At 49.6% G+C, this 25,589-nt stretch carries 30 protein-coding genes and 4 pseudogenes; 6 read left to right on the top strand and 28 right to left on the bottom strand.

Annotated elements, in window-relative coordinates; genetic code table 11:
* Positions 1–106 precede the first annotated feature (106 nt).
* The 7 genes and pseudogenes from J3351_RS13090 to J3351_RS13060 form a co-directional block, all read right to left on the bottom strand.
* Positions 107–265, bottom strand: a complete 159-nt coding sequence (locus J3351_RS13090) for a Maff2 family mobile element protein (RefSeq protein WP_207697921.1) — start codon at positions 263–265, stop codon at positions 107–109.
* 3 nt (positions 266–268) lie between these two features.
* Positions 269–1,135: pseudogene (locus J3351_RS13085) on the bottom strand (VirD4-like conjugal transfer protein, CD1115 family); the annotation flags it as partial.
* Positions 1,136–1,221: 86 nt separating this feature from the next.
* Positions 1,222–1,587: a hypothetical protein gene (locus J3351_RS13080; protein ID WP_207697920.1), complete on the bottom strand. Its 366-nt coding sequence runs from the start codon at positions 1,585–1,587 to the stop codon at positions 1,222–1,224.
* Between the two features lie 77 nt (positions 1,588–1,664).
* Positions 1,665–1,859: a transposon-encoded TnpW family protein gene (locus tag J3351_RS13075; protein WP_015533371.1), complete on the bottom strand. Its 195-nt coding sequence runs from the start codon at positions 1,857–1,859 to the stop codon at positions 1,665–1,667.
* Between the two features lie 43 nt (positions 1,860–1,902).
* A complete protein-coding gene (locus J3351_RS13070) occupies positions 1,903–2,766 on the bottom strand; it encodes an ATP-binding protein (protein WP_207697919.1) in 864 nt (287 codons plus the stop codon).
* Positions 2,763–3,503: a phage replisome organizer N-terminal domain-containing protein gene (locus J3351_RS13065; RefSeq protein WP_207697918.1), complete on the bottom strand. Its 741-nt coding sequence runs from the start codon at positions 3,501–3,503 to the stop codon at positions 2,763–2,765. Before J3351_RS13065 ends, J3351_RS13070 begins: the two co-directional genes overlap by 4 nt.
* Before the next feature lie 113 nt (positions 3,504–3,616).
* Positions 3,617–4,015, bottom strand: coding sequence for a cysteine-rich VLP domain-containing protein (locus tag J3351_RS13060; RefSeq protein ID WP_207697917.1), 399 nt, complete (start codon positions 4,013–4,015; stop codon positions 3,617–3,619).
* Positions 4,016–4,141: 126 nt separating this feature from the next.
* On the opposite strand from J3351_RS13060, the gene J3351_RS13055 reads away from it, so the two are divergent.
* A complete protein-coding gene (locus tag J3351_RS13055) occupies positions 4,142–4,420 on the top strand; it encodes a type II toxin-antitoxin system RelB/DinJ family antitoxin (protein ID WP_025654305.1) in 279 nt (92 codons plus the stop codon).
* Positions 4,417–4,707: a type II toxin-antitoxin system YafQ family toxin gene (locus J3351_RS13050; protein ID WP_002596328.1), complete on the top strand. Its 291-nt coding sequence runs from the start codon at positions 4,417–4,419 to the stop codon at positions 4,705–4,707. Before J3351_RS13055 ends, J3351_RS13050 begins: the two co-directional genes overlap by 4 nt.
* A 107-nt stretch (positions 4,708–4,814) precedes the next feature.
* Here the strand turns inward: J3351_RS13050 and mobQ are convergent, their stop codons facing one another.
* The 11 genes from mobQ to J3351_RS12995 all read right to left on the bottom strand — a co-directional run bounded on the left by mobQ (position 4,815) and on the right by J3351_RS12995 (position 13,873).
* On the bottom strand, positions 4,815–6,260 hold the full coding sequence (gene mobQ / locus J3351_RS13045; RefSeq protein WP_207697916.1) for a MobQ family relaxase: 1,446 nt from the start codon (positions 6,258–6,260) through the stop codon (positions 4,815–4,817).
* A gap of 187 nt (positions 6,261–6,447) precedes the next feature.
* Positions 6,448–6,738, bottom strand: coding sequence for a DUF3847 domain-containing protein (locus J3351_RS13040; protein ID WP_097784685.1), 291 nt, complete (start codon positions 6,736–6,738; stop codon positions 6,448–6,450).
* A 28-nt stretch (positions 6,739–6,766) separates the two neighbouring features.
* On the bottom strand, positions 6,767–7,228 hold the full coding sequence (locus tag J3351_RS13035; RefSeq protein ID WP_015528452.1) for an RNA polymerase sigma factor: 462 nt from the start codon (positions 7,226–7,228) through the stop codon (positions 6,767–6,769).
* A 10-nt stretch (positions 7,229–7,238) separates the two neighbouring features.
* Positions 7,239–7,691 carry an RNA polymerase subunit sigma-24 gene (locus J3351_RS13030; RefSeq protein WP_207697915.1) on the bottom strand — a complete coding sequence of 151 codons (453 nt, stop codon included), beginning with the start codon at positions 7,689–7,691 and terminating at the stop codon, positions 7,239–7,241.
* A gap of 101 nt (positions 7,692–7,792) precedes the next feature.
* Complete coding sequence (locus tag J3351_RS13025) at positions 7,793–8,206, bottom strand: RNA polymerase sigma factor (protein WP_069432557.1); 414 nt, start codon at positions 8,204–8,206, stop codon at positions 7,793–7,795.
* Between the two features lie 473 nt (positions 8,207–8,679).
* A complete protein-coding gene (locus J3351_RS13020) occupies positions 8,680–8,907 on the bottom strand; it encodes a hypothetical protein (RefSeq protein ID WP_005924859.1) in 228 nt (75 codons plus the stop codon).
* Positions 8,908–8,913: 6 nt separating this feature from the next.
* On the bottom strand, positions 8,914–11,151 hold the full coding sequence (locus tag J3351_RS13015) for an FtsX-like permease family protein (protein WP_207697914.1): 2,238 nt from the start codon (positions 11,149–11,151) through the stop codon (positions 8,914–8,916).
* Entirely contained in the window at positions 11,141–11,908 is a 768-nt protein-coding gene (locus tag J3351_RS13010) for an ABC transporter ATP-binding protein (protein WP_097784688.1), read from the bottom strand. The genes J3351_RS13015 and J3351_RS13010 overlap by 11 nt, the downstream gene beginning before the upstream one ends.
* 101 nt (positions 11,909–12,009) lie before the next feature.
* Positions 12,010–13,023, bottom strand: coding sequence for a HAMP domain-containing sensor histidine kinase (locus J3351_RS13005; RefSeq protein ID WP_097784689.1), 1,014 nt, complete (start codon positions 13,021–13,023; stop codon positions 12,010–12,012).
* Positions 13,020–13,691 (bottom strand): response regulator transcription factor, encoded by a 672-nt coding sequence (locus tag J3351_RS13000; RefSeq protein WP_097784690.1) that lies wholly within the window; start codon positions 13,689–13,691, stop codon positions 13,020–13,022. The genes J3351_RS13005 and J3351_RS13000 overlap by 4 nt, the downstream gene beginning before the upstream one ends.
* On the bottom strand, positions 13,688–13,873 hold the full coding sequence (locus J3351_RS12995) for a helix-turn-helix domain-containing protein (RefSeq protein ID WP_207697913.1): 186 nt from the start codon (positions 13,871–13,873) through the stop codon (positions 13,688–13,690). Before J3351_RS12995 ends, J3351_RS13000 begins: the two co-directional genes overlap by 4 nt.
* A 144-nt stretch (positions 13,874–14,017) precedes the next feature.
* Between J3351_RS12995 and J3351_RS12990 the strand changes: the two genes are divergently transcribed.
* A complete protein-coding gene (locus J3351_RS12990) occupies positions 14,018–14,386 on the top strand; it encodes a helix-turn-helix transcriptional regulator (protein ID WP_005933665.1) in 369 nt (122 codons plus the stop codon).
* Positions 14,387–14,413: 27 nt separating this feature from the next.
* Here J3351_RS12990 and J3351_RS12985 read toward each other — a convergent pair whose 3' ends face one another.
* The 8 genes and pseudogenes from J3351_RS12985 to J3351_RS12955 form a co-directional block, all read right to left on the bottom strand.
* On the bottom strand, positions 14,414–14,713 hold the full coding sequence (locus J3351_RS12985) for a hypothetical protein (protein WP_004612693.1): 300 nt from the start codon (positions 14,711–14,713) through the stop codon (positions 14,414–14,416).
* A 16-nt stretch (positions 14,714–14,729) separates the two neighbouring features.
* Positions 14,730–15,083, bottom strand: a complete 354-nt coding sequence (locus tag J3351_RS12980; protein WP_044987169.1) for a TnpV protein — start codon at positions 15,081–15,083, stop codon at positions 14,730–14,732.
* Between the two features lie 26 nt (positions 15,084–15,109).
* Positions 15,110–16,990: a recombinase family protein gene (locus J3351_RS12975; protein WP_207697912.1), complete on the bottom strand. Its 1,881-nt coding sequence runs from the start codon at positions 16,988–16,990 to the stop codon at positions 15,110–15,112.
* A 90-nt stretch (positions 16,991–17,080) separates the two neighbouring features.
* A pseudogene (locus J3351_RS14380) lies at positions 17,081–17,305 on the bottom strand (type IV secretory system conjugative DNA transfer family protein); the annotation flags it as partial.
* A 132-nt stretch (positions 17,306–17,437) separates the two neighbouring features.
* Complete coding sequence (gene ltrA / locus J3351_RS12970) at positions 17,438–19,348, bottom strand: group II intron reverse transcriptase/maturase (protein ID WP_113998925.1); 1,911 nt, start codon at positions 19,346–19,348, stop codon at positions 17,438–17,440.
* Between the two features lie 691 nt (positions 19,349–20,039).
* Positions 20,040–20,840, bottom strand: a pseudogene (locus tag J3351_RS12965) (type IV secretory system conjugative DNA transfer family protein); the annotation flags it as partial.
* Positions 20,837–21,328 carry a PcfB family protein gene (locus J3351_RS12960; protein WP_207697910.1) on the bottom strand — a complete coding sequence of 164 codons (492 nt, stop codon included), beginning with the start codon at positions 21,326–21,328 and terminating at the stop codon, positions 20,837–20,839. The pseudogene J3351_RS12965 and the gene J3351_RS12960, both read right to left, overlap by 4 nt.
* 5 nt (positions 21,329–21,333) lie before the next feature.
* Positions 21,334–22,212 carry a DUF6017 domain-containing protein gene (locus J3351_RS12955; RefSeq protein ID WP_207697909.1) on the bottom strand — a complete coding sequence of 293 codons (879 nt, stop codon included), beginning with the start codon at positions 22,210–22,212 and terminating at the stop codon, positions 21,334–21,336.
* Between the two features lie 479 nt (positions 22,213–22,691).
* On the opposite strand from J3351_RS12955, the pseudogene J3351_RS12950 reads away from it, so the two are divergent.
* A pseudogene (locus tag J3351_RS12950) lies at positions 22,692–22,943 on the top strand (DUF6061 family protein).
* A 50-nt stretch (positions 22,944–22,993) separates the two neighbouring features.
* Here the strand turns inward: J3351_RS12950 and J3351_RS12945 are convergent.
* Positions 22,994–23,449 carry a MerR family transcriptional regulator gene (locus tag J3351_RS12945; RefSeq protein WP_156060275.1) on the bottom strand — a complete coding sequence of 152 codons (456 nt, stop codon included), beginning with the start codon at positions 23,447–23,449 and terminating at the stop codon, positions 22,994–22,996.
* 118 nt (positions 23,450–23,567) lie between these two features.
* On the opposite strand from J3351_RS12945, the gene J3351_RS12940 reads away from it, so the two are divergent.
* Together J3351_RS12940 and J3351_RS12935 are read left to right on the top strand one after the other, a co-directional pair.
* Positions 23,568–24,107 (top strand): flavodoxin family protein, encoded by a 540-nt coding sequence (locus tag J3351_RS12940; RefSeq protein ID WP_156060273.1) that lies wholly within the window; start codon positions 23,568–23,570, stop codon positions 24,105–24,107.
* Complete coding sequence (locus tag J3351_RS12935; RefSeq protein WP_207697908.1) at positions 24,107–24,859, top strand: carboxymuconolactone decarboxylase family protein; 753 nt, start codon at positions 24,107–24,109, stop codon at positions 24,857–24,859. The genes J3351_RS12940 and J3351_RS12935 overlap by 1 nt, the downstream gene beginning before the upstream one ends.
* 95 nt (positions 24,860–24,954) lie before the next feature.
* On the opposite strand, the gene J3351_RS12930 is transcribed toward J3351_RS12935, so the two are convergent.
* On the bottom strand, positions 24,955–25,589 hold a 635-nt coding region (locus tag J3351_RS12930), incomplete at its 5' end, for an IS3 family transposase (RefSeq protein ID WP_207697907.1).

Here is a 25,589-nt window from a genome sequence, read left to right as displayed (position 1 = left end):
GGAACTTTTCTCTTATTATAACACCAATCTTGTGTAATCACAATTTATTCTTGTATCCTGCCGCTGATACCGTCTGGATTGTGCTTTTCCTTTCTTTTTGTTCCCTTTAATTAGCCATAAACTGCTTGACACCCTGGCTTTTGGCCGCAGGGTTGTCCTGGCCGTAACCTTCCAGAAGGTTGATGCCGCCCCACACGCACAGGCCGCCGCCCAGGGCGATCACGAGAGTCTGCAATACGTCAATAGCACTGTTGAAGAAATCCATAAATCATTTTTCCTTTCGTTTTGTAGAATTGTTGTTGTCGGGTTCCAGATCGGATGCGTTCAATTCGTACATATCGAAAGGCTCGTCCGGCTTCACAATGGCCGGTCTGCGTTTCATGTACCGTTCTACGTCAAAGACGTTTCTCTTGTCGGCGTCGGACAGATATTGGTAGCGGGGATGCTTCGTGATATCAAACTTATCGCTGAAAAACGGACGCACGCCCCGAAGCTGCAAAATACACTTGCCGCCGTCCATGACAGCAATTTCGTCCTGGGTCATCAACTCCTTTCCTAATTTCTGATAACTGAGGCCGTGAGAGGTCTGCGCGCCGCGATTTTCGGACTGGCTCAGGCTGTCGATGGTCTCCTTGCCCAGCAGCTCCGAAATCTCTTTCAACGTCCCTTTCTCCTTGCCTCCCAAAAACAAGGTGCTGTCACAGTTGCCGACGATGGTATCTGCCGCGTCCTTGTAGATGGTCTTTAACTGGCTTTGCGACTGCAGAATAATAGAAGCCGATATCTCACGGCTTCGTATGGTCGCGATCAACTTATCAAAGTTCGGTATCTGACCGATGTTGGCAAACTCGTCCAGGAGGCACCGCACGTGGACAGGCAGCCGCCCGTTATAGAAATCGTCCGCCTTGTCGCAGAGCAGGTTGAAAAGCTGGCTCTGCAGCATGGCAATGACGAAATTGAAGGTGGTATCGGTATCGCTCATAATGAGGAACAGCGCCGTTTTCCGGTCACCCATTGTGTCCAGCTCCAATTCATCCTCCGTCATAATGTCCCGAAGCTCCTTGATATCGAAGGGGGCGAGGCGGGCGCCGCAGCTCACCAAAATGCTTTTGAGTGTCTTGCCAGAGACAAATTGTCAAGGACTTTTTCATCAATTCACAAAAAATCTATCAAACGAGGTGCCAGAAGCACTGTATGGCTCCTGACACCTCGTTTGATAGATTACATTTTTCTGTTCAGCAGGTCTTTGCAGAGATACGCATAGTCTGGCAGCTGGTTGATATATGGCTCCCAGCGCCGCTTGATTTCGGCCAATTCCAGCGGGTCGGCTGCTTCCAGTGCATGATCGTTGCCTGTCATATATAAAACATCCGTAGCTACATCGTCCAAACACCTGTAACAGAGATCGGCGGCAGATTCGATTCTGATACCGGTATCCACATAGACTGGATTTACGCCAATCGCCAGCCAGACATAGCCTACCTTGTCCGACCAGAGCAGTTCAAAATCAGGGCTTTGCCGCAGATGTTCCGCAAAGACCTCCTTTACTCGCTCAATTTCATGCTTCTCTTTTTCTGTGTAAAGCATTTTCGTGTCCTCCTTGACAAAAATTTTGGTGCGAACCATCATCAGTTTAGCACAAGGCGGCTTCGTTTATCAGTCTGTCACATCTGCTGAATTTCATTTTTGAGCATACGCTTGATTTTATCGCTCATGGTTTCTGTGCTGGTATTGCTGAAATGGACATGAACCTTGTAGGTTGTCTTACCGATTTTCTTTACCATCGCTGGCGTGTTTTCCGGCGCTCTGGACGCAGTAGCGGCGTCTGCCACCTGCATAGTACGGGGTTCTCTGTTCATGGCGCTCCTTTCTCCGAACGGGTCTGTGCCGCCCGGTAAAAAATCAGTCTTGCTTACTGTTTACAATGTCTTTTGCTGTCTGTCGGGTAGCACCGGCATTTTCTTCCCGGAAATTCTTCCCGTCAAAAAGAATCGGCGCACACCGTTCCAGAATACGGTCATAGATACGGGCGTGGGCCAGATCAGGCGGGTTTTTCAGCTCGGACAGTTTCAAGTTTGTTGTGATAATCATGGGCCTGCGGCTGCGGTAGCGGCTGTCGATGACGAAAAACATCTGCTCCATAGCATATTCGGTACTGCGCTCTACTCCCAGATCGTCAATGATAAGCAGGTCATACTCGTCAAAGCTGGCAATAAACTCCGACCTGTCCTCAGAGAATATCCCGGTCAGGCGGTTCAGAATGGTGGGAAAGTTCGTCATCAGCACCGGCACATCCTGGTCAAGCAAAGCGTTGGCAATACATCCGGCGAAGAAAGACTTGCCGGTTCCCACATCTCCAAACAGCAAAAGCCCGATATTGCTCTTATATGCCTCTTTCCAGTTCTCCACATAGGCATGAGCCTTGTCCATCAATGGGTTTTGCCCGTTATCATTGGAAAATGTGTAGTCGTACAGATAACGGTCTTGCAAGCCCTGTGCCTTTCGGCGTTTGATACGCTCCATACGGCGCTGCCGTTCTTCAGCAGCCTTGCGCTGCTCCTCAGCTTCCCGCTGGCACTGGCAGATGCAGCGCGGCATAAAGTAGCCGGATTTCCCAAAGCATGGCACAACGGTCTGCCTCTGGCCGCCGCATTTCTTACAGTGAATGAGCCCGTCTGACGGGTCTATATACTCGTCCTCAGCCAATTCCACACCGGCAGCTGCCTTGTCGATGAATGCCCGGATTTCTGCGGTAATCTCAATCATACAGTTTCATCCTCCTTTACGCTGTAATCCCGGTTGCGTGAGGGTGTGACAGTTTTTTTAGCGTCCTCACCGGCCCAGCGCCGGATGGTCGCTGCATGGCTCTGATAACGCTTGCCGGTAGAAGCCATGTACTCGGACAGCTTTTCGATGTACTGGCCCCATACAGTGGGAAAGCTGGCCTGTAAGTCTGCCAGTTCCCCGTCCGTCAGGAAAACATTCTGGTAACGGCCATAGGCGGGGGCGGGGTGTCCCTTCTCTATCTCTCTCTTTATCTCTATCTCTATCTCTTTCTCTAACTCTATCTCTATCTCTGGTGGACGAATGTCGGACAAATGTCCGCCGTTTGTCCGGGGCGCAGAAAGAGCCTTATTTTGGAGCCTCGCAGCCCGCTTTCGCTCGGCCTCGGTAGAGGACTGGCCGATTAAAAGTTCGATGTTGCTCATGTAGAATGTGCCGCTGTCCAGCACCTCCACAAGACCCAGCTTCAAAAAGATCTGCAAGGCTCTCTCCACAGTGCCGATCTGCTGGCGGGTAATGGTGGCGATCATCTGCGCCGTGTAAGGGATGTCCTCGTCAAGCTGAAGCCGCCCGCCATGTTTCAGCGATTTCAGATACAGCTTGAGCAGAATGTTGGAATACAGCACACCATCTTGCATACTTTCCAGCAGCACGATGGAATCATCGTCAAAATAGTTTTCTTTGAGTTTCAGGTAATAATATTTTCGGTTGTCTGACATAGGGTTCCTCCTTGGGGTTTCTCTTGGGATTCTGTACGCATTTTAAGGCCGTTTTAGTGGTCGGAAGATAAATCTATCAGCCTGCCTTTGACACCCTCGAAAAAAGCCTTGATTTACAAAGGTTTTTCAGCCCCTAAAGCGTGACATTTCTCCCGTTGTTTTCGCTTGCGCTTTGCGGCGTTGACCCGCTTCATGCGTGCGGCACATTCCGGGCAGTATTTGGCCCGGTTGGAACCGGGGGTAAACAGCGCCCTACATACGGCGCACCTCTTCGCATTCATCCGGTGGAACAGCGCCGTTTCCAGTTCCTTATCCTGCGGCAATACCGCCGCCCGAAACCACCTGCACAACAGGGAGTAGGAAATAGACTGGACACAGACACATTCCTCCCCATCGTCCAGGGCGATACAGTTTCCGTCGATGTAGTTACAGCACTCATGCACCAGCCTCCGCACTCTGCGGTACTGGCGGTAATCCATGACGGGGATAGGTTCAGACTTATTGTTCTTCATAAATGATTTCTTTCATAAAGCCGGTAACCTCCTTGAATGAATTTATTGTTAAATATTCGTGCAAAGTATTGTTTTCTTCGTGCAAATGGCATATACTATAATTGCCAGCAGAAAGGGGTTGATCGTATGGCTGGAAATACCACAAACATCAGTATCCGCATGGACGCAGATTTGAAAGCACAGGCGGACGCACTGTTTACTGAACTTGGCATGAACCTGACTACGGCGTTTAACATCTTTGTGCGCCAGTCGCTTCGTGAAGGCGGCATTCCCTTTGAAGTAAGGCTGGAACAGCCGAACAAAGAAACGGTTGCTGCCATGCTGGAAGCGGAAAGGATTGCAAAAGACCCGTCTGTAAAGGGCTACAATGACCTTGACGAGTTGTTTGCTGACCTGAAAAAATGAAAGAAACCAAATATACCGTCAAGTACACGACCAGTTTCAAAAAGGACTACAAACGAGCCATCAAGCGTGGCTTGAAGATTGAGCTGCTGGAGCAGGTCGTAGCATTGCTGGCAATGGGCGAGCCGCTGCCGGATAAAAACCGCGACCATGACCTGTCCGGCGATTGGGCAGGCCATCGGGAATGTCATATTCTCCCGGACTGGCTGCTTGTCTATCGCATAGAGGATGATGTTCTGGTGCTGACGCTGGCCCGCACCGGCACACACAGCGACTTGTTCGGCAAATAAACAGTCTGCCGCCGTATGGGGAAACCTGTACGGCGGTTTTTCTGTATGCAAAGGTATGTCGTGAAACGCGACGCACTTGACAGGGGTACGCCAAAACGCGGTAGCCTTTACCGCTCCGGCCCACGGTCGTGAGACTTGTCCCTTTCCTGTCGGGACAGCTGCTCGGCGGTTTTGCGGAGCCGTTCCACTGCTTTCAAATCCTCCCTCATGGATTTCATGGCAAGCGTGTCCGTCTGCTTTCCGGCGGTCAGCTGGTCGATCTCCCACTGCCATGCCTTCGGGGTGATTGCCTCGCTGCTGTCTTTCAGTTCTTTCAGATACCGGGCCGCTGCGTCATACAGAATCAGTTCCCAACTGTGGCGCTGTTCAAACTGTTCCCGTTTTTCCGGCTTTACTTTGGCAAGCTGCTTGTGGATGGACTTGTACTGGTTGTACTGTTCCCACATCTCCCCGCGTTCGGTAAGAATGGCGATCCGGCGCTCGGCCTTGACGATTTTTCCCCGCAGGTCATAGTATCGGGTGTTCATATCTGCTATTTTTTCATGGAGCTGCTGCATGGACTGGATGCCGTTTGCCTGCAAAAAGCTGAACAGGGCGGCGCTCTCCTGCAAAGCTCGGATTTTGCCGGTGCGGGTGTCAGGCCGCTTGAGCTGCTGCTGGGCTTCCCACAAGTCAATCATGCTGGGCTGTTGGCCCTCCGGCTTTTCGGCTTCGGCCTTAGACCAGTTGTAAAGGCGGGTAATGCGGGCCTTGATTTCCTTGAGCAGCTTGTTGTCGGCGGCGATCTGCCGATTTACTTCGCCCTTGTCGGTGCGGATGCCGCGCTTTTCCATTTGGCTGGCGGCTGGCCCCAGATGGACAGAGGGGATCTTATCAATGCCCTGCCGCTTGTAGCTGCGATGGTCAATGCGTTCCGGTCTGCCGGCAGATTCCAGCGCCCGATTGGTGTAGGCCGCCCACGCTGCCCGCCAAATCTCCACATTTCCTTTATCGTTCCAATCGGTTGTATCCTCACGATGATTTTTCCAGCCGCCTTTCCCATCCGGGATACGCTGTCCATTCTCGTCCAGATCGTATGCCTTGCGGCACTTTGCGCCCCACTGCCCATTTTCTTTCAGAGGCCGGAGCGTCAGCATGATATGGACATGAGGGTTGCCGGTTCCCTTGTCATGGATAGCAAAGTCGGCGCACATTCCTTTGTCTACAAAGTTGTCCTTCACATAGGCGCGCACAAGGGCAAGCTGTTGTTCGCCGGACAGTTCACGGGGCAGGGCTGCTTCGATCTCGCGGGCAAGCTGGCTGTCCCTTGCTTTCTCGATTTGCTCCACGCTGTTCCAGAGGATAGAACGGTCTGCAAACTCTGGAGGGGCGTGGGCAGGCAGCATGATCTCCGCATGGACAATGCCGCCTTTCCGGGTGTAGTCGTGGGTCATTCCATCCCATTCATTTGTCAGCTTGGTTCCGCTGCGGTAAGCAGCTGCGGCAACAGCAGAACGGCCTGCGCTGCGCTTGATGATACTAACGGGAATATGACAAAAATCTATGGGTGGCACCTCCTTTCGGTAAGGGGTATTTAGGCTCCGTGGAGCCGGACAGACGCGAAGCGGGTGTCTGGCTACGCGGGGCGCACAAGGGGTTTGGGGAGTGTAGCGCCCCATCGCGCTCGGAGAGCGCAACAGCCCCCGGCAGGGCGCACGACACCGGCAACGGTGTATAAGTGCGCCCTTGTAAACAAGGGACTTATGGCGTGTCCCCGGATTTTGGCAGGTTTACAGTCAATTCCGCAGCCCCCGGAAGATGGGACAGGGCAATCAGAAATGTTTTGACCTCTGCGCCGGAAAGGTCGGGAGCCAACGGGAAAATCCCCTCCAAAACGGCTCCACGCTCAATCAGGCGGCGGGTGCGAACCCTGCGTTCTTCGTTCCGCTGCTTGTTCTCCAAAATCTTCTTTCGGTTTTCAAGCTGCCGAATCTCCTTCAGGACTTTCTCCCGTTCTTCTTTTTGGGGGTGGGCTGTAATTTTTTCGTTCATGTCAGGCACCTCTTTTCTTTGGAAATACTCATAGATTGACCGTCCATTTCTGACGCGCAAAGTACCGGCGCAGCCTACGCAGTGCGGCATGGATGGATTTTCCCGCCTGTGATGGCGTGATACCCTCCATTGCGGCAATATCTTTCACTTTCATACCAAGCATATAGCGGGCGTGGACACGGCGAGCCTGCATAGGCGGCAGGAAAGAAATGGCTTCATACAATCGCCGTATCAGTTCTTCGTATTCGGCTAATTCTTCTTTTTCTATCAGGTAGTCCTCCGGCGATGGCTGCGCCCAGCCGATGGCGGCATTTTCGATTCCATCGTTACAATCGAGGGAATAAAACGCCTTATACCGGAACATCTTGCGATCTCTGGCGGCCTCGGCTCTCTTATCCAGAAGAAACGCTTCGACGATCTCATCGGACACCTCCACAAAAATATCCTCTTTGCAAAATGGATAATATTGTTTGAGATTGATGGTCTGCATAGGCACGCCCTCACTCTGTTTGAAAAAGGACATCATAGCAACGGCGCATATTCCGCAGCCCCCGGTGGATGGCAACGCTGACCTTGCTGCTGTGGACGCCCTCTCTCCGGGAGATTTCCGGCTGCTTGATACCGGCAATGTAGTAGGCGTGAACACGGCGGGCCTGTGTCGGAGTGGCATGAGCCAAAGCCACCGGCAGGGCCGCAATCAGGCGCAGGCGGGTGGCCATTTCTTCTCGTTCCAGCAAAATATCTTCCGGCGATCTGCTGTGTTCCAGTGCGTAATTTTCCAGCCAGCTGTATGCGTCCAGAGAGTAGTAGGCGCGGTGGTAGACTGTCCGGCGCTCGTAGTTGTTCACCTCGCGCTGGGCCTGCCGTATGGCCTCCCATACCTCGTCTGTAACATCCACAAACTCGTCATGCCGGTAGTGGGGATACATCCACCGCAGATTGATTGTTTTCATAGGCTTACCTCCTGAAAATCGGAGAGGCGGGCAGCTTGTCCGCTGTCCGCCCCTCGCTGGGATAAGGGAAAATCCCTTTCACTTGGTAGCCAGAAAACAGGTCATTCGTTAAGCCTGTTCTCAAAGAAATTTATAAATTTTTTTCTAACCGCCTCCACACTTTGATACACAGCCACTTTGGAGCAGCCGCACAGCACTCCGATCTCTGCAAGGCTCAGCCCGTCAAGCGCATAGAGCAGGAACCGGCGGCGCTGGGCCTCGGTACAGGTGTCCAGAACAGCCATCAGCTCATGCAGCGTTTCCATGTGGCAAAGATATTCTTCCGGCGTTTCTCCGTAGGCTCCTACGCCTTCGGTGGTAATGATGTACTCGTCAAACTCCCGGCCATCCCAATGCCGCCGCTGCTCATGGAACAGGTTCTCCGTTTTGTGATCGGCTCGGTCAAGAAATTCATAGACTTCCAGCGTGACCTCCACGGCCACAGCTTGTCCGTTATAATTGATGGTAACTTCCATCTGCCTTTCCTCCATTCAGATTTTTTGGGTAAATCTGAATGGGGCGGCGGGGAGCGGCACCGGGGATAAAGTTCGGGCCATGCTGACCCGATGTTCCGGCTCCACAGGGACAAAAAAGCGCCCGGACGGCATAAAGCCATACGAGCGTAATGGAATATATTTTGCTGTTTGGTTACATGGTATAGTGCATACTGCTGGCCGCATTGCTCCGCTGCTGGAAACAGGCTTTTTTTAGCTGGTGCAGGTCATGGGTACTGTGAAAAAAGACAAGAATAGACACGGCGGCAATCCTCCTATATGCCGCCGTGGATTTACACGGTGTTAGGTCGTCGTTGGTTTAGGATAGACGAAAAGAAACGGCGGCTCTGAAAATCAAAGCCGCCGCTTCATAGGCGCGTGGAAATGTGTCTGCTTTACGACGGCTTTTTTTCTTTTGCCGTCGTCCGGCAGATGTATGAATCTATAGGTATTTTCTATTCAATCTTTTTTCTTTTTTCTTGATAAATATGAAACGCTGCTACTCCAGTCGCTGCCAACTGAACCAGAATTAGAACAGCAAACAGACCGAAGCTCTCATAATAGAACAGCTCATCCCTAAATAGAAGGACATCACAGAGCGCAGTCAAGGTAAGTGTCACAAAGTAAATGATATAATCCCGCAGGTTTCTGCGGATATTTTGAATTGCTAACTTCCAGTACATATCCCATCACCTTCCGCTGTTGGAGTTGTTGCGAATCGAACGCTGGAACAGCAGCCATGTACTGAGAAAATAGCAACTCAGCAGCAAAGCGAAAATCCCGACAATGATACCTATTTGCCGCATCAAGGCTCCGCAGCCAATATAAGCTGAGATTTCAGCAGAAACACTTTGAAGAAAATAGCCAATCACAATAATTGCTACAACGATTGCCGCTGTGATCGGCATCCCAAACCAAACACCAAGCTGTTTTAGAACCAAAGTATGCAGGTCCTTCTCTTCCACTCCCATTTTTCGCAGAACCGAAAATCTGTAGTTGTTTTTTTCTGCATCCAGGAGCTGCTGAAGAGCCAGCACGGTAAGACACATCACCATCAGCACAATTGCACCATAGATCAAGGACGCTTTTAGGATAAAGTTAAGGGCGATTATACGGTTCACTTCCGTAGTATGGACAGTTGTACTGTATCCTGCCAGATTGTCTTTATCAGGATCTTCTGGATAAGAACGCCCAAGAAGCTGTTCCAGCATTTCTGCCGTTTTGAAGGGAAGCGGATATTGAGTCATCACAAATCGGTTGCTCTGTACCGGAAGCAAGACTTGCGCTATCTCGTCAGGTATGATATACACCACATCTGTATAAAGATTATAGATGGATTCCCCCACAGGCTCCTGAAACACGGCGTTCTCACTGAGTTTCAGGGTGCCTGCGTCAGTTTCCAGTAAGGTATGCTCAGCGATGTAGTTTTCAATATCCTTCTCCTCTGCCGCACGATGCCAGTGGGTAGCAAATTCATCCGTTTGTAAGATAATAGGTTCATATCCCAACATTTTCCGAACAGCGTTATAATCCTTCAGTGCAATCGCCAAGGGAGGAAAATCGTACTTTACCCGCTGGTAAAAGTCGCTTTTTTGGGGAAGATATTCCGAAAAAGTCAAATCGTCCTTTATCGCTATGTTGTTTTGTTCTATGAACGCAGTAATTTCCCCATAGTCTGTATCCGGAAGATTTTCCACTTCATAAACATCGTTGTAGCGGCTTGAAATTTGAATATCATAGACTGCCCGACTATCCAAATAGCCCAGACTCCATCCTGTCAAAACCGGCGCAATGACAAACAAGCAGATAGAAAAAGTCAGGGTCACACAAATGATCGTCATCGTTTTCGTATTGGTAGCCAGCTTAGAGGAAAGCTGTCCAAACAGAAATAAACTCGTATTGTGATATTTGCGGGACACTTTAGATTCCTTCCAGTATAGGAGCGCCGCATTTGATAAATACATGACTGCGGAAATGATAAACAAAATATCCGCAACCCCAAACAGCAAATATTGATTCAGAGTTGGGGCATCAAATCCAAGGAAGTAGGCTTTTTCCAGTTCTGCGATGGAAAAAATCGGGATAGCGGTCAATACTGCACCAGCCAGAAGCCCGCAAAGGTATCGGGAAAATCCTATTTTTCTGTGTAAAACAGCACCTGCGATTGCCCAAAGCAGCGTCAGTGCAGGGAAAAGGACATTCCCCCAATACATGAGCTTTACAGGAAGCGGATGTCTGGGATCGAAGTAAAAATGATATTTTACAGCACCTACCTCCAGCATCCACAGCAGCATAATGCCATAGATAATACAGATCATCGGCATCCATCTGCTTTTATGAAGCGGTTTTTCATTCTGACGGTTTGCCGTCATAAGCTCAATAATCCTGCTTTTGTTGAGAATTCTGACATTCCCGACTCCAACCAGAATCTGGCAAATAACAAAGAAGCCCACGGTCAGCAGCACGGTATCTGGAAAAAAAGACCAAGAAAAAGCGTAGGGTTCCCCAAAAGAAGCAAGCAGCATAGCCGTAATGACCTGAGAAACGATCATCCCCAGAAGGATTCCCACCGACACAGAGAATATGAGCAGGAAAAAAGTCTCTCCAAAAAAGAGCAGTCCTATGGTTTTTTGCTCCATTCCCAGGGTTGCCTCAACTGCAAACTCCGATTGTTTTTTTCTCAGCATGAAACGATTTACATAGTGGATCAGGAACAACAAAAGCAGACTAATCCCGCAAATTGCCAGTTTCATACCTCCAGCCAGCAGGGAAATATTATATTCCGCACCAATGGTCGGATGATAATGGGTGCTGCTGATAGACAAAAACGCATAGAACAGGGTGACACAGAGTGTCATGGTCACAATATAAATCAAATAGTCCTTCACAGACCGCTTTGCATTTTTGAAAATGAGTTTAGCGTACATCGCTCATGCCCCCTCCCATCATGGTGAGGACATCCAGGATTTTTTCAAAGAAAGTCCTGCGGGAATCACCACCCTTACGGATTTCCGTAAAGATCGCCCCGTCCCTCATAAAGAGAATACGATTGGCATAGCTTGCCGAGAAAGCATCGTGTGTCACCATCAGGATCGTGGCTCCGAGATCTTCGTTGATACTCTGGATCGTCGAAAGCAGCATCTGGGACGAGTGACTGTCTAACGCACCGGTGGGTTCATCCGCCAAAATCAGCTTAGGCTGGTTGATAATGGCTCTGGCACAGGCGCACCGCTGCTTCTGGCCGCCGGACACCTGATAGGGGTACTTATCCAGAATATCCGTGATATTCAGCTTTCCGGCCATTTCCCGCACCCGCCCATCAATCTCGCCTGCGGGAACCTTGTTGATAGTCAGTGCCAAGGCAATGTTTTCTGAGATTGTCAGAGTGTCCAGCAGGTTAAAATCCTGAAATACAAATCCAAGATTCTCCCGACGAAACCGGGCAATCTGTTTTTCGTTGATTTCCGTCACATCGGTTCCGTCCAGATAGATATGTCCCGCACTGACGGTATCAATGGTGGAAATACAGTTGAGCAGGGTAGTCTTGCCGGAACCGGATGCTCCCATGATTCCTACAAATTCTCCCTCTTGAACGGAAAAGCTAATGTCCTGAATTGCTTTTGTAATATTCCCGCTATTTCCGTAATATTTCTGGATATGATCCAGTTTCAAAATTTCTTTCATTATTATCACCTCTTGTCTCTATTGTAGGATAAGAACGACTTTGTTTGTATCAAGTTTTCTTACAAAGTTCTAACAAAAATGTAAGAAGTGCAGAACGCTTTTCAGTTCTGCACTTCATGAATCAGACAGTTAATGTGAAAAGAAAGGGAAACGGCTGTGCCATGTTCCGACGACTCCGCCGTAATGCCAATGCCCAGCTTTTCACAGAGCCGTTTGCACAGATACAGACCAAGTCCTGTGGATTGCTGAATCAGACGACCATTCTGACCGGTAAATCCCTTTTCAAAAATACGGGGCAGATCGGACGCAGCAATTCCGATTCCATTGTCCTCCACCACAAGGACAACCTGATCCTGCCGTTTATGAGTAGAAATGCGAAGAACCGGCTGTTCAGTACGATACTTGACCGCATTGGCAATCAGTTGATTTAGGATAAAACGCACCCACTTTTCATCTGAATAAACCGTGTCCTGCATTTCCTCCACTTCCAGGCGCATACCACTTTGGAGCAGCAGATATTTATTATCTGCAATCGCCTGATGCACCACTTGGGACAGTGCCATTTCCCGGACAGAATAATCTTTCTCTGTATGCTCACTGCGGGCGTAATAAAGCGCCTGTTCGGTAAAGCGGTTGGTCTTTTCCAGTTCCAACAGAAGTTCTTTTGTCCAGTCCGTCCGATGGTTTTCACATAGGAGTTTCATCGCAGTAATGGGCGTTTTGATTTCGTGAATCCATTGCTCAATGTATTCTTTGTACTCCAGGCGTTCCCGCTCGATCTCTCCAATCTGTTCCAACATGGATTTTCCAGCCATTTTCAAAAGCCGATAGTAAACCTGATCCTCAGCCTGTTCTGGTAGTTCCATTACTTCGGAAATGAGGTATCTTTCGGAAAGCTGCTCCGCCATATCCAGAAGTTTTTTCATCTGCCGTTTCCGTTTCCAGTAAGTGAGGGCAAGACCCGTCAGCAAAATCAATGCCCATACGATCAGGATCAATACCACTGCGGAAAACGAATTGCCGCACACCAGCAAAAATACCGTGAGTGCAGCCATGCAGACCAAGTTCGTCAGCAGAAATGGCAGCCTGTTTTTCCAATATCGTCTGCTGTTCATATCGTGTACCCCTGTCGGTGCTTTGTCTTGATAAAATCCGTCAGACCGATGCCTGCCAGTTTTTCCCGGATGCGGTTGATATTGACGCTCAAAGCATTGTCATCCACATATAACTGATTGTCCCACAAATACTCAATCATATCCCCACGAGAACAGATTTTCCCTCCGTTCTTGAACAGGTAATAGAGAATTTTCAATTCGTTCTTAGTAAGTTCTACGCTCTGTCCATGATAGTCCAAACTGCTGGATTCCAGATGCAGCACCGCATCTCCATAGGCGATCTGTTCCTGCTGCTGTGCGGGATAGGCTTTTTTCAGCAGAGACGCAATTTTCGCAAGCAGGATCGCTGTGTTATAGGGCTTCGTGATAAAAGCGTCTCCGCCCAGCATAATGCTATTCAGCTCGTCCATATCCGTGTTGCAGCTTGTCACAAAGATGATCGGCACTTCGGAAAAGGTACGAATTTTAGAGCATAAAGCAAAACCATTCTCTCCGGGTAACTTAATGTCCAACAAAATCAGATGTGGCTTTTCATCCTGAATCTGTTCTGTCACAGCAGAAAAATTCCTTACTCCAAGCGTTGTATATCCATTTCCATTCAATAAAGTTTGTAATTCTCCCTGTATCACAGGATCATCTTCAATTATCATAATTTTAGATAGTTTCATGCTTTCTGCACCTTTCCTTGTTTTGTCCGGCCATCAACTGGCTTCTCCGCAGTTTTAGGGATCAGCCAAACACCAGCCATCTTCACAGCGCCGGGAATGCGCCCTCCGGCGCAATAATAATTTACCCTACGAGGTGTCACGCCCCACTTTTCGGCGGCCTCTTTCAATGTCATATAGTCCATTTCGCACCTCCACAGAGTACATTATAGTTCTCTTTCTCGAACAATGCAAGGAACGAAATATGAATTATAAACTTCAACCAACCTGCATATAACAACATTCCACGGGCGAAGTATGAATTATACAATGTAACCGGGTGATGCTATATGGCGAAAGTTGAAGATTGTCCCGGTTTTGAAACCTTCGGCGCAGATGTCAAAGCTGCACGAGAGGCAAAGCGTCTGGCACGAAAAACATTGGCGGAAATGGTTGGGATTGAATGGCGGTATCTTGCCAACATTGAGAATCAAGGTGCGATTCCGAGCCTGCCTGTGATGATCCAGTTGATTAAGGTCTGCGGACTTCCCGTGGAACGGTATTTTAACCCGGAGATCATGCGGGAAGAAAGCGAACAGCGGCAACGGGTCAGCCACAAGCTGAAGCTTTGCCCTGAAGAATACCTGCCGATTATCGAAGGTGCCATAGACGGGGCGCTCAAAATGGAACAGACTGCGAAGCAGAAGGAGGACGCATAATCGCGGCCTCCTTCTGGCATTTCTATATCAAGGTTCCCGGCACTTTTCCAAAAGTTCCCGACACCTCTGCTGGATTTCTCCGGTTTCTGTCACAGTCAGGTCACGGTCATTTCCAGTAATCTTATCTTCCAGAAAGTTGGCGTATGTACCCAACAAAGCGTTCCGTAAATCCTCCGGGGTTTTCTGTATTTCAGCGCTGTACCAGTCATTCCGGTGGGGTTCCCATGCCATCAATGTATAACCGTGGCTGGTCTGAACCACCTCATACAGTGGATCATCATCCAGATATGCCTGAAACACTTTCAAAATCTTTTCAAAGGTCAGCATTTCCCGCACCTCCCATTCAGCTGCAAATCAGTTCCCTGATTAAAATTTCCTCAATCTGTGCCGTTAATGTGTTCATCAGCCCCACCCAACGCATAGGGTCACAGGCTTTCAGTTCTTCCGTGACACCCGCAGTCTCCATCATGTGAGGCAACATAGTGTCCACACGCTCCTGCGCTGTCCGGTCAATCTCTATCAGGTGTGGATACAGCTTCTCGCTCATCAGCAGATGGTTGTAGAGAATGGGGCGATGTTCCTTTAGGTAGGATTTTCGCATTCTGCCGTACTTGCCGATAGAAGTTTCCGGCTGTTCAGAAAGTTTTAGGTTGGGTATATCATAATCTCCACAACGAATGTAAGTCAACTTACTCATATTCATTCTCCTTTGCTTCGTGATGATTAGACTGCTGCGCTGGCTGCTATGCTGCCTTTGTGTGGTTCTTCTTTTGGTAGCTGTCCGACAGTAGAAAAAACACCTTTTTTCATATCCTCAGCCCGGATCAGGGCTTTCTTAGCGTCCATTTCCGCTTTTTTCTTCGCCTTGATTTTGTCCTCATACTGTTTCTGTGCGCCGCTGGCTTTCCGCTTCAAATAATTCTGATGAAGCCTGTCCTTGCGTTCTTCTTTTTTTCGCAGTTCTTCCTGTTCCTCCGGGGTTAAAGGAACCGGCTGTAAGGATGGTGGGATATAGCGCCCTAAAAAATTGAAGTAGATTTCAATTTCCTGCGTGGTGTCCTGGCTGCCTTTTCGGGCGCGTTCGTGGACAAGGATTTTCTCTACAAACTCGTTGAGCATGGTGTTTGTCAGAGTGTCAAAATTCTCATACTTATCAATTAGGGCTATAAATTTCTCTGCGGATTTCTGGCTCTGCTCATAGCCGGTAACAGCCTTTTCCAGCTCTGCAATTTCAATCTCAAGTGCATCCTGCTCTTTGGCATACTGTGCATCAAGCGCCTTATATCGTGCATCCGGCAGCTTGCCGAGGGCGTTGTCCTCATAGATTTTGCAAATCAGTTTTTCCAGTTCTCCGGCTCTCTTTTGGGCAGCAGCCAAACGCCTGCGCTTTTTCGATATATCGGCACTCTGTTGAGCAACCTGCGTCTCCTGAACAGTGTGAATAAATTCCGTCCGGTCATTTCTGGAATATTCAGCGATAGCCCGGAGCGTGTCGGAAACCAATGTCAGAACAGCGCTCTCATTGATACGGTGTTGAGTGGGGCATAGTGTCCCACACGGAATTTTGGTATAATTGGAACAGGTATATTGAGAAATCCGCCTGCCATTGTTGGTGCGGTGGACATACATCTTGCCGCCACAATCTGCACAATAGAGCAAGCCTGTGAGGGGAGCCGCTTCGCCCCAGCCGTTTGGATAACGCCGTACATTGCTGCGGATTTTCTGCACCAAATCAAAGGTCTGCTGGTCGATAATGGCTTCATGGGTATTCTCAAAGATCGTCCATTCGTCCTCAGAAACATAGTGGCTTTTCTTGTCCTTAAAGTGCTTGCGGGTCTTGAAATTGATGGTGTGCCCTAAATACTCTCGCTTTTTCAAAATGTTCACGATGGTAGATGATCCCCATCCATAGGGGTCTTTGACCGGCTTTGAACGGTTCACACCCTCGTTGAAGCGGGCAAGGTGTACGACAGGAATTTCAATCCGGTCTGCGGATAGTTTGCAAGCAATCTGATAAGGCCCATATCCCTCCAGCGTGAGGGAAAAGATACGGCGTACCACTTCGGCGGCTTCTTCATCTACCAGCCAATGCTCCCGCTTTTCGTCCCATAAGTAGCCGTAAATCACGGTGCCTGTCAGGTGCTTACCACTCATGCCTTTTGACTTAAACACAGAGCGAATTTTCCGGCTGGTATCACGGGCGTAAAATTCATTCATGATGTTGCGGAACGGGGTAAAATCGTCATCACCTTTCAGACTGTCTACACCGTCGTTGATGGCAATCAGACGAACACCACGCTGCCGCAAAACCTCCATAACCTGACCGACCTTCAGATAGTCGCGTCCTAACCGGCTCATGTCCTTGATGACGATTGCCTCTACACGCCCTGCCTCCACTTCCTCCATCATCGCCAAAAATCCGGGGCGGTCAAACCGGGTGCCTGAGATACCGTCATCTGTAAAATGCGTAGGATTTGGCAGCCCGTTCCGGCGAGCAAAATCCTCCAACATCTGTTTTTGGTTGGATATGGAATTGCTCTCGCCCTGTAACTCATCGTCCCGGCTCAGGCGCTCGTACAGTGGGGTGATTTTTTCGTTTCTCATAGCTGTACCTCCTGAAACAAAAATGCTCTAAGTGATTGCTTCACTAACCATGACAAAATCATGATTAAGAAGTCACTTAGAGCATATATCACCCGCCGCCATTTTGAATTTGACATACTGCTTGACGGCGAAGTGCTCCGGCTGCTTTTTTGCCAAATCGTCAAAGAGGATATCTACGGGACTTTTATAGGTCTCGTCGTCCTCTCTGGCTTCGCAGGCGTTTAGCAGGTACAGAAGCGTGATGAAGTTCCGTTCCTCTGGCTCTGCCTCATACCAGATGTAGCCGATCAGGGCGCAGTATAAAAGCCGCTCGGCTTATAGTGATAGGTAATCCTTTGAAGTTATCGCCGGATTTTCCCCCACTCCACACCGGACGTGCGACTTTCACCGCATCCGGCGTTCCATCGGTTGTTTTCACAAGCATTTAATCAATCACCAAATGAAATGTTAGTTTTCTATTGCGGACAAACCAGCCTGCTGGCGCAGACTGTTCACTTTTAACATCAGTTCCTTTGTTGCCTTGAGCGTGTCGGCTATCTCTTTTAGCTCATTCTTAGGACACTCTTGCAGGAGTGGAAGAAATCTATTATGGAACAAAATCATATTTCGATAGCGTTCCTTGCCGCCCAATTCTGCCGGTGTTTTCAGCCAGCATACTATGTCAGCCGCATTTTCAAAGAGTTCCCCACTTAGCGCACATTTTCCACGTTGAGCCGAGAATAGTGAAATCCTGCTGTCAGTAAGTTCTGTGCTTCGCCCCATAGACGGTTGATTCCTCAAACCTGATAGAACAGATGAGTTCATACTTAGGTTCGTGTGTATCAATGCCCGTCCCTCTACCGTGTAACTGCAAACCGCCGCTTTCTTTGCCATCGGTATCTTGTTCTTGATGTATGCGATAGGGTAGATAGGTTGGTCGATTCCAGATACATACCGTATCATTGCCGACTTTCCAAACCGTTCTTTTTCGCTCTCGGTCATTGCGCCGCCCTCTCGAACAAGTCTGCACCCGGTTTCTGTATTGAGCCGATTTGTTAAAACTGTCATGACCTGTCTGTGGATTTTCCTGCAATCAATGCTGATGCAGGTGGCAAGTTGAAAATAATTCTGTATTCCCAGAACCATTGAATTGTACAGCCGTATTTCGTCCAAAGGTCTTTTTCCCTCTGGAGGTCGGGCAATTCGTTTCGCCTGTTCCACCAGTTTTTGCCTTTCCAGTTCCAACTTTTTGTCACAGATATGAGATTGCACGATGTACTTCCTGCTTTTCGGTCTGACTCGTATCTTAAACCCAAGAAACTCTGAATAGCGTTTTCTAACATTGACTATCCTTGTTTTCTCTGGCGATACCTCCAACCTCAGCCTCTCGGTTATCCATGCCGTTACAGCCTCTTTCGTTCTCAAAGCGTCCTCTTTATTCCGGCAGAAAATTCTGAAATCATCTGCATATCTCACGATATACATTTCTTTCAACCCTGTTTTCCTCATTTTGAGGAATGCCTTGCTCCGGTCAAAAGTAATCGAGTTTCTGATTTTCCTCTCATACCCGTATTCCTTTACAAGAGGGTGGTTCTGCCATTGGCTCTCAACCCATTTGTCCAGTTCATTCAGCACGATATTGGCAAGCAACGGTGAAATGATACCGCCTTGCGGAGTGCCTTTGTCTGGAATGAGTGTAGTGCCGTCTGGCATTCTAATCGGTGCTTTCAGAATCCGCTTGATAATAAAAATCAACTGTTTGTCGTGTATTCCCATTGCCCATATTTGCCGCATTAGCTTGCTGTGATTTACGTTGTCGAAAAATCCTTTTATATCAAACTCAATCACATAATGCAGGTTCATGCGTTGAAGCATGGTGTAAGTTTTCTGCACGGCGTGTTCCACGGAACGGTTCGGGCGAAAGCCGTAACTGTTGTCGCTGAATTTCGCTTCGCAGATTGGCTCTATGACCTGTTTGATACATTGCTGTACCAGCCTGTCCCAGATACAGGGAATACCTAACGGTCTGGTTTTTCCGTTTGGTTTCGGAATGTCTTTGCGTCTTACCGGCTTTGGGCGGTATCCGTGCTGACTTCCTGTGACAATAAACCTCACTTTCTCTGCAACTGTTTCGGGCGGTAAACACCCGATGTCACTGATGTTTTTGTTGTCTGTTCCTGCTGTGTAGCTTCCTCCGTTTGCTTTGATGTTCCGATATGCCAGAAGAATGTTGTCCCGGCTCAGAATTAAATCCATAAGGTCGGTAAAATTTTCTCCCTCCAAACTTCGATGATAGAGTTCATCAAAAACTGGCTGCATACCGTAATACTCGGCATGACGTAAGTCATCTACACATAGAGTTTTGTTTTTCTTTGGCATAAGGCATCACCTCCTTTTTGCGAAAGTGACCCTTTTGGTCTTACTCGAATCCTTATGTTGGATTGAATAATGCCTGCTTATCTCAACCGACTTGTGGCCATTCCTCCGTAGCTCACATAACGCAAGCACATCATAGGTTCGACCACTACTTTTCAGCAGCAGTTCGTCTGCTTATTGTTTTTCGTCAGACTATTCCTTGCGGAATCTGCTGCCTTTCCTCGTTCCGATAGTTCTATCTGTTCATACATACCCATAGGTTCCTGCTATAGACCTGTCGGCTTGCCTGTGCCTGTAACACAGCATGGTCGTTCGTAGGATCAATTTCTACTAAACCACACCGACTGCGCATTAACGCACCCACACATTTCTGCGTGGTCTTCTTTTAGACCTGTACATTCGCAGGTTCGTCAGTCCGCCCGCCAAAGCGAACATTCTAACCATAGGTATCTTATAGACTCTCGGCTTATAGGTAACACAGTCTGCCTCCAGACCGCTTTCGACCACTTTAGGCAGTGGTTACGGTTACTCTCAGCCTTTGTCATGGGGCTTCGTACACCAGCCATTACAGCTAATGCACGCCCATCAAGGGTAGGCGTTTCAGGGCGTTACCCCGTCATTCCACCTATCAAACTACCAGTTCTCCGAACAACGGAAAACCGTTGCTCGTGCGCAGACTTTTTACCGTCTGCGAACGAGTCGCACTGACCCAAAAATCTTCGGAGGATTTTTCGCCGTCGCCCTTCGTGTTGGCAATGATGACATTGACCAGCTTCAAGATATCTTTCTCAGAGCGCACATATGCCAGTGGGTTATATTTCATGCTCTTGGAAAAGTTGATGGTATTCAGAACCTTGATGCGGTAGGGCTCATAGATGACCTTGCCGCGACTGTCCCGCACCGGCTTTCCGTTCTCGTCCAGCTTCGGCGCGCCGTGCAGGAGCATTTTCCCCGTTTCCTTCAAAAGCTGCCCTTTGGGATCGGTGATGACATAGGAGCTGTGCATCTGCATAATCGACGGTTTGACAAAGAACCGCGTCTTGCCGCTGCCGGAGCCGCCGATGACGAGGATATTCTTATTTCTCGCCGTTTTCGGGTCCTTCGGACGGCTGGTCATGGTGAGGCTTTCCGTCCTGGTCAGGGGGATGTTCCAATCGGGAACGGGGTCTATGTAGGGCGCAATATCCGCCGCCGTGCCCCAGCGGGCAGAGCCGTATTCCATGCCCTTGCGGTACTTTTTCGCGTTCTTGCCCTTGACATACACCGCCAGCCGGACAAAAACCGCGCCGAGGATGCCGACGCAGATATCCAGCGCGTGAAAGCTGGGCGCGGAGCTGGAGAAGGCGGTCTGGAAGCCCTGCCCGATATGCAGTAGCTTTTCCGAAGCGTCAAGCCCCGGCGCCAGCCGCACCGTCTGGCAGAGCTTATCAAAGAGATACACAAAGAACAGATACGGCAGGTTCGGCAGAAGATATTTTTTGAGCTTATCCTTCATCGCTCCACACTCCGTTCTCTGGTCTTGACCTTTTCGCCGCGCTCCTGCTCCTTGTGCTGCGTTTTGGACTGCTCCTGTGCCTTTTCCAGCTTGTGCCGGATAGAAGGTGCTTTCTCACGGCTCAGATTTTTAGCGGAGAACTCCCGGAAGGCCGCTGTAATCACATCGGCGTCCCGACCCTTGAAGAACACCAGGTAACGGGTATGCTCGCCGGAAGTGTCCTTCTTCAAAGCAAAATCCAGGCCGTACTTCTTCGCTGTGGAAGAAAAGGCCCGGATATTCTGATCTGTGATCTCGATGTTGGAAACGCCGGTGTTGTGCTTCATAAGCTGCCGGAGCGTCTGCTTGCCGTGCCGGAGCTGCGGATTTTTCTTGTGCTTCTCCATGTCTGCCAGCACCTTCTTTATAGCCTGCTGCAAGAGCTGGGCGGTCATTTTGCTGGCCTCCACACATAGCGCAAGGGTTTTCTGCGTGATTTCTTCCTGCAAGGCGTTCACCTCCGATCTCCGCTGCCGTACAGGTCATGGCTGACAAGGGATGTGTAATAGCTGTCCATCGTGACCGGCGCGTTATACAGCGCCGCCAGCAGATATTTCTTGATATTGCGGACATAGGTGGTGTTCTCCCGCATCCGGTCAAGGACATACTCGATATGCGAGGCGTTCAGCTTCAGGAACCGCGACCGGACGACCTCGGCAGGGTAATCGTCCCCAGCCACACGGATCATCTCCCGGTTGGAGCAGACGGTATCCACCATGAGCTCCACCAGCTCGTCCAGCCGGTCCTTGTCAAGCTGCACGTTCTGCGAGAGTACGTCATACTCGATGTTCTCTAAGATCAATGCCCGATAGCTTTCCCGCTTTCGCATCCCGTCCTGTCCGGTCCGCTCCCCGGGGGCTGGGGGACTTGATGGGATAGGACTTGATCCTTGCGTAATTGATAGATCTGTCTTTGATGGATAGTTACTTGATTCTTCTTTATTTAATTGGGCGGGGTTCTCCTGAATTGGAGCGTCCAACATTGGATTTGCCTGTACGGGATTTTCCCGTATAGGTTTTTCCTGTGTAGGTGATGGCGCTTTAGGTTGTTCCAGAATAGTGTATTCGATAGAGCCGAGCTGCCCGTTTGCGCCACGGACACGCGCACGGATCAGATAGCCGTGCGCCTCCAGCTCCCGGATGCCACCACTGATGCTGTCAATTCCATCCTTGCAGATACGGGCAAGACCCTTCATGGTGTAGTCCCAATTCTCCGGCAGAGACAACATGAGAGATAAAAGCCCTTTCGCTTTCAGCGACAGCGACATATCCCGCAGATGATAGTTTGACATGACCGTGTAATCCCTGGTCTTTTCGATACGGAATACAGCCATCTTCGCACCTCCTTCCTCTGAAAATGAAAAGTGTTGATTTCGATGAAAAAAGCCTCCGGTTTGCCTCTCGGATGTGATCCATAGGAAAACATCCATGCCCGCCTGCTTGCGGCGGTCAGAGAGGAAAAAACAGAGGCTTTCGCACCCTAATCACAACACTTGAATTTAGGTATAGAAAAAGGGCGGCTGTCTTAAAAACAGTCGCCCGAAAAGGGGATATATACAAGTTATTTGCTACTCGTCCGCCTTGAAAACCGTTGATATTACTGGCTTTTTCAAAAAGTTCTGTATCACCACTCGCACCAAACAATGAAAATCCGAACCTTTTCTCGATAGGAGAAGGGTTCGGATTTTTCGTTTTCTTCGGAAATGAAAATTCGAGTTCTTCCCTGACGGCTGTGTGTCCGAAACCTTATCAGAAGAATCGTGTAACGAAAGTCACAACTGTAAAGGTGCCGTAAGGCAGAAAGGACACAAACATGAAGTACGATGCAAGAGTCTGCAAATTCAACATGGACACCGGCTGCGTGGAGTTGCTGCTCCGGGATGGGTGAAAAATTCCCATCGACTGCACTGGGGTCGAGGATGCGTTGGATGTGACTATGGCGCAGAGGTCAGAATTAGACTATCTCATCTACAATGACCCGCTAGGCTATGCAGATTTGATTCTGAACGGCGAGCCGGAAGAATATCTGCGAAATGTGGCAGGAAGTCACGGATTAGAAGATTAAGAGAAACGCCGTTCCGGAAGCAATCGGAACGGCGTTTTAGCGTTGCTTTTTCATTCTTCACTCTGCCCCCGCAGCTCCTGCCGGATGGCACGGAACCGCTCCGGGACATCCGCATCCGTCATAGCACCGGGGGCATCTATCGTTCCGGCGGCTTTGGCTGTCTCGTAGAACCAGCACTTATACTCCACCGTTTCCAGCGTGTGTTGCAGTTGCTGGATCTGCTGGGTGAGCACCTCCCGCTGATGCTGAAACATTTCCAACCGAATGTCAATGGTGTCGTCTCCCTGCATGGCAAGCTCGATATACTGCCGGATATCTTTGATGGACATTCCGGCTTTTTTCATGCAGCGGATGACCTGCAGCCACTCGAAGTCGTTTTCCCGGAACATCCGAATACCGCCGGAGGAACGCTCCACAAAGGGAAGCAGCCCTTCTTTGTCGTAGTAGCGCAGGGTGGAGGCAGGTACGCCCAGCTTTTGTGCCATTTCGCCTACGGTATAGATCATCTGAAACCTCCGTTTTTTTCAAAAAGCCCTTGACTTAAAGCACACTTTAAGTTATATGATAAAATTAAACTCTATCAACATCATAATGCGGACACGCTCCGCTGTCAAGGAGGTCCCTATGAGCAAGAAGATATTGATTTTGTCAGGCAGCCCCCGGAAGGGCGGCAACTCTGATATTCTGTGCGATGAATTTCTGCGTGGGGCGCAGGGCGCTGGGCACAAGGTAAAAAAAGTCCGGGTTGCCGAGAAAAAAGTAGCTCCCTGTTCCGGCTGCTACTACTGCAGCACCCACGGCGGAGCCTGCGTCCACAAGGATGATATGGCAGACATCCTGCAAAAGATGATCGACGCCGATGTCATTGTGCTGGCAAGTCCGGTATACTTCTACTCCATCAGTGCCCAGTTGAAAGCGGTCATTGACCGCACTGTGGCACGGTGGCAGGAGGTTAAAGACAAAGAGTTCTACTATATTACCACTATGGCAGACGAGGAAAAAACCTCTGCAGATACTACGCTGGCCTGCTTCCGGGGCTATGCAGACTGTGTGGCAGGTGCCGTGGAAAAAGGCACTCTTGTAGCAAGTGGCGTTTACGAGCCAGGTGCAGTGCGCAGTACGCCTGCCATGGCACAGGCTTACGAGATGGGGAGGAACGTATAATGGCAGTAAAACAGACCGCAGGGCGGGATACTCTGGGCGAATTTGCGCCAAAGTTTGCAGAACTTAACGATGAGGTACTGTTTGGGCAGGTGTGGAGCCGGGAGGATAAACTCTCCCTCCGGGACCGCAGCCTTGTGACGGTGGTGGCACTGATGGCGCAGGGACTGACGGACGCCTCGTTTCGGTATCACCTGACGGCGGCAAAAAACAACGGCATTACCCGGTGTGAGATCGCAGAGATCCTGACCCATGCGGCATTTTATGCAGGCTGGCCCAAGGCGTGGGCGGCGTTCCGCATGGCAAAGGAAGTCTGGGCGGAGGACGCTGCGGAGGATGCCATGGCAAAGCACCAGAGTGAAATGGTGTTCCCCATCGGCGCACCCAACGACGGTTTTGCGCAGTATTTCAGCGGAAAAAGCTATCTGGCACCCTTGTCCACCGCACAGGCAGGCATTTACAACGTCACCTTTGAACCGGGCTGTCGGAACAACTGGCATATCCATCATGCCGCAAAGGGCGGCGGGCAGATCCTTGTCTGCGTGGCAGGCCGGGGCTACTATCAGGAATGGGGCAAAGCTCCGCTGGAGTTGCATCCGGGCGATGTGGTGAACATTCCCCCGGAGGTCAAGCACTGGCATGGTGCTGCACCCGATTGCTGGTTCTCTCATCTGGCCGTGGAAGTGCCCGGCGAGGATACCTCCAACGAATGGTGCGAACCTGTGGCAGAAGAAACCTATAAGACACTGCGGTAACATTTACGAAATGCGCTGAGTACAGCCTTGTACAAAACAAAAACAGGGTGCGCCCCCGAATTGAAATGAACCCCAAAAGTTAGACAAAAATTGAATTAAGCAGCTCCAACGGTCTGAATCCTGTATTGCACAGGGCTCAGGCCGTTTAGTTTTAATTTGATTCGGCGATTGTTGTAATAGTCGATGTAATCGATAATGGCCTTTTCAAGCTGGTCAATGGAATCAAATTTTTCCAAATAGAACAGTTCTGTCTTGAGCAGTCCAAAGAAGTTCTCGGCAACCGCATTGTCCAGACAAGTGGCTTTCCGAGACATGCTCTGTGTAATGCCCTTTGCCTTCAGTAGATTCTGGTAGGACTTCATCTGGTACTGCCAGCCCTGATCAGAGTGCAGAATTAGATTGTCAACCTTATTTGGCAGCTTCTGAAAAGCGCCCTCCAGCATATCCGTGATCTGTTTGAAATTTGGATGGCGGCTCAGGTTGTAGCTGACAACTTCGCCATTGAACAGATCGAGAATTGGAGACAGATAGAGTTTTTGGTCGTTCACTTTGAATTCAGTAACATCTGTGACCCATTTTCGATTTGGCTGGTTTGTCTTGAAATGCCGTTCCAGCAAGTTTGGCGCAACTTCTCCGACTTCACCCTTGTAGGAGTTGTACTTTCTTTTTGCGCGAACCTGACAGACTAAGCCCAGCTGCTTCATGAGTTTCTGAACCGTCTTGTGATTCA

The organism is Faecalibacterium sp. Marseille-Q0746 (assembly GCF_017377595.1).
GTDB lineage: Bacteria > Bacillota > Clostridia > Oscillospirales > Ruminococcaceae > Faecalibacterium > Faecalibacterium duncaniae.
The sequence above is the reverse complement of the archived record's forward strand: the minus strand, read 5'-3'. Positions and strand labels throughout refer to the sequence as shown.

Excerpts from the sequence above, each read along its gene's own strand:
- J3351_RS12980 (WP_044987169.1), bottom strand. The coding sequence starts at position 15,083 with ATGAGTAAGTTGACTTACATTCGTTGTGGAGATTATGATATACCCAAC.
- J3351_RS13030 (WP_207697915.1), bottom strand. The coding sequence starts at position 7,691 with ATGAAAACAATCAATCTGCGGTGGATGTATCCCCACTACCGGCATGAC.
- J3351_RS13080 (WP_207697920.1), bottom strand. The coding sequence starts at position 1,587 with ATGCTTTACACAGAAAAAGAGAAGCATGAAATTGAGCGAGTAAAGGAG.
- J3351_RS13015 (WP_207697914.1), bottom strand. The coding sequence starts at position 11,151 with ATGTACGCTAAACTCATTTTCAAAAATGCAAAGCGGTCTGTGAAGGAC.
- J3351_RS13005 (WP_097784689.1), bottom strand. The coding sequence starts at position 13,023 with ATGAACAGCAGACGATATTGGAAAAACAGGCTGCCATTTCTGCTGACG.
- J3351_RS13050 (WP_002596328.1), top strand. The coding sequence starts at position 4,417 with ATGAAAGAAACCAAATATACCGTCAAGTACACGACCAGTTTCAAAAAG.
- J3351_RS13035 (WP_015528452.1), bottom strand. The coding sequence starts at position 7,228 with ATGCAGACCATCAATCTCAAACAATATTATCCATTTTGCAAAGAGGAT.
- ltrA (WP_113998925.1), bottom strand. The coding sequence starts at position 19,348 with ATGCCAAAGAAAAACAAAACTCTATGTGTAGATGACTTACGTCATGCC.
- J3351_RS13070 (WP_207697919.1), bottom strand. The coding sequence starts at position 2,766 with ATGATTGAGATTACCGCAGAAATCCGGGCATTCATCGACAAGGCAGCT.
- J3351_RS12940 (WP_156060273.1), top strand. The coding sequence starts at position 23,568 with ATGAGCAAGAAGATATTGATTTTGTCAGGCAGCCCCCGGAAGGGCGGC.
- J3351_RS13075 (WP_015533371.1), bottom strand. The coding sequence starts at position 1,859 with ATGAACAGAGAACCCCGTACTATGCAGGTGGCAGACGCCGCTACTGCG.
- J3351_RS12935 (WP_207697908.1), top strand. The coding sequence starts at position 24,107 with ATGGCAGTAAAACAGACCGCAGGGCGGGATACTCTGGGCGAATTTGCG.
- J3351_RS12985 (WP_004612693.1), bottom strand. The coding sequence starts at position 14,713 with ATGCTGACCTTTGAAAAGATTTTGAAAGTGTTTCAGGCATATCTGGAT.
- J3351_RS13060 (WP_207697917.1), bottom strand. The coding sequence starts at position 4,015 with ATGAAGAACAATAAGTCTGAACCTATCCCCGTCATGGATTACCGCCAG.
- J3351_RS12995 (WP_207697913.1), bottom strand. The coding sequence starts at position 13,873 with ATGGACTATATGACATTGAAAGAGGCCGCCGAAAAGTGGGGCGTGACA.
- J3351_RS13025 (WP_069432557.1), bottom strand. The coding sequence starts at position 8,206 with ATGGAAGTTACCATCAATTATAACGGACAAGCTGTGGCCGTGGAGGTC.
- J3351_RS13040 (WP_097784685.1), bottom strand. The coding sequence starts at position 6,738 with ATGAACGAAAAAATTACAGCCCACCCCCAAAAAGAAGAACGGGAGAAA.
- J3351_RS13055 (WP_025654305.1), top strand. The coding sequence starts at position 4,142 with ATGGCTGGAAATACCACAAACATCAGTATCCGCATGGACGCAGATTTG.
- J3351_RS12955 (WP_207697909.1), bottom strand. The coding sequence starts at position 22,212 with ATGGCTGTATTCCGTATCGAAAAGACCAGGGATTACACGGTCATGTCA.
- J3351_RS13065 (WP_207697918.1), bottom strand. The coding sequence starts at position 3,503 with ATGTCAGACAACCGAAAATATTATTACCTGAAACTCAAAGAAAACTAT.
- J3351_RS12990 (WP_005933665.1), top strand. The coding sequence starts at position 14,018 with ATGGCGAAAGTTGAAGATTGTCCCGGTTTTGAAACCTTCGGCGCAGAT.
- J3351_RS13020 (WP_005924859.1), bottom strand. The coding sequence starts at position 8,907 with ATGTACTGGAAGTTAGCAATTCAAAATATCCGCAGAAACCTGCGGGAT.
- J3351_RS12945 (WP_156060275.1), bottom strand. The coding sequence starts at position 23,449 with ATGATCTATACCGTAGGCGAAATGGCACAAAAGCTGGGCGTACCTGCC.
- J3351_RS13010 (WP_097784688.1), bottom strand. The coding sequence starts at position 11,908 with ATGAAAGAAATTTTGAAACTGGATCATATCCAGAAATATTACGGAAAT.
- J3351_RS13090 (WP_207697921.1), bottom strand. The coding sequence starts at position 265 with ATGGATTTCTTCAACAGTGCTATTGACGTATTGCAGACTCTCGTGATC.
- J3351_RS12975 (WP_207697912.1), bottom strand. The coding sequence starts at position 16,990 with ATGAGAAACGAAAAAATCACCCCACTGTACGAGCGCCTGAGCCGGGAC.
- J3351_RS13000 (WP_097784690.1), bottom strand. The coding sequence starts at position 13,691 with ATGAAACTATCTAAAATTATGATAATTGAAGATGATCCTGTGATACAG.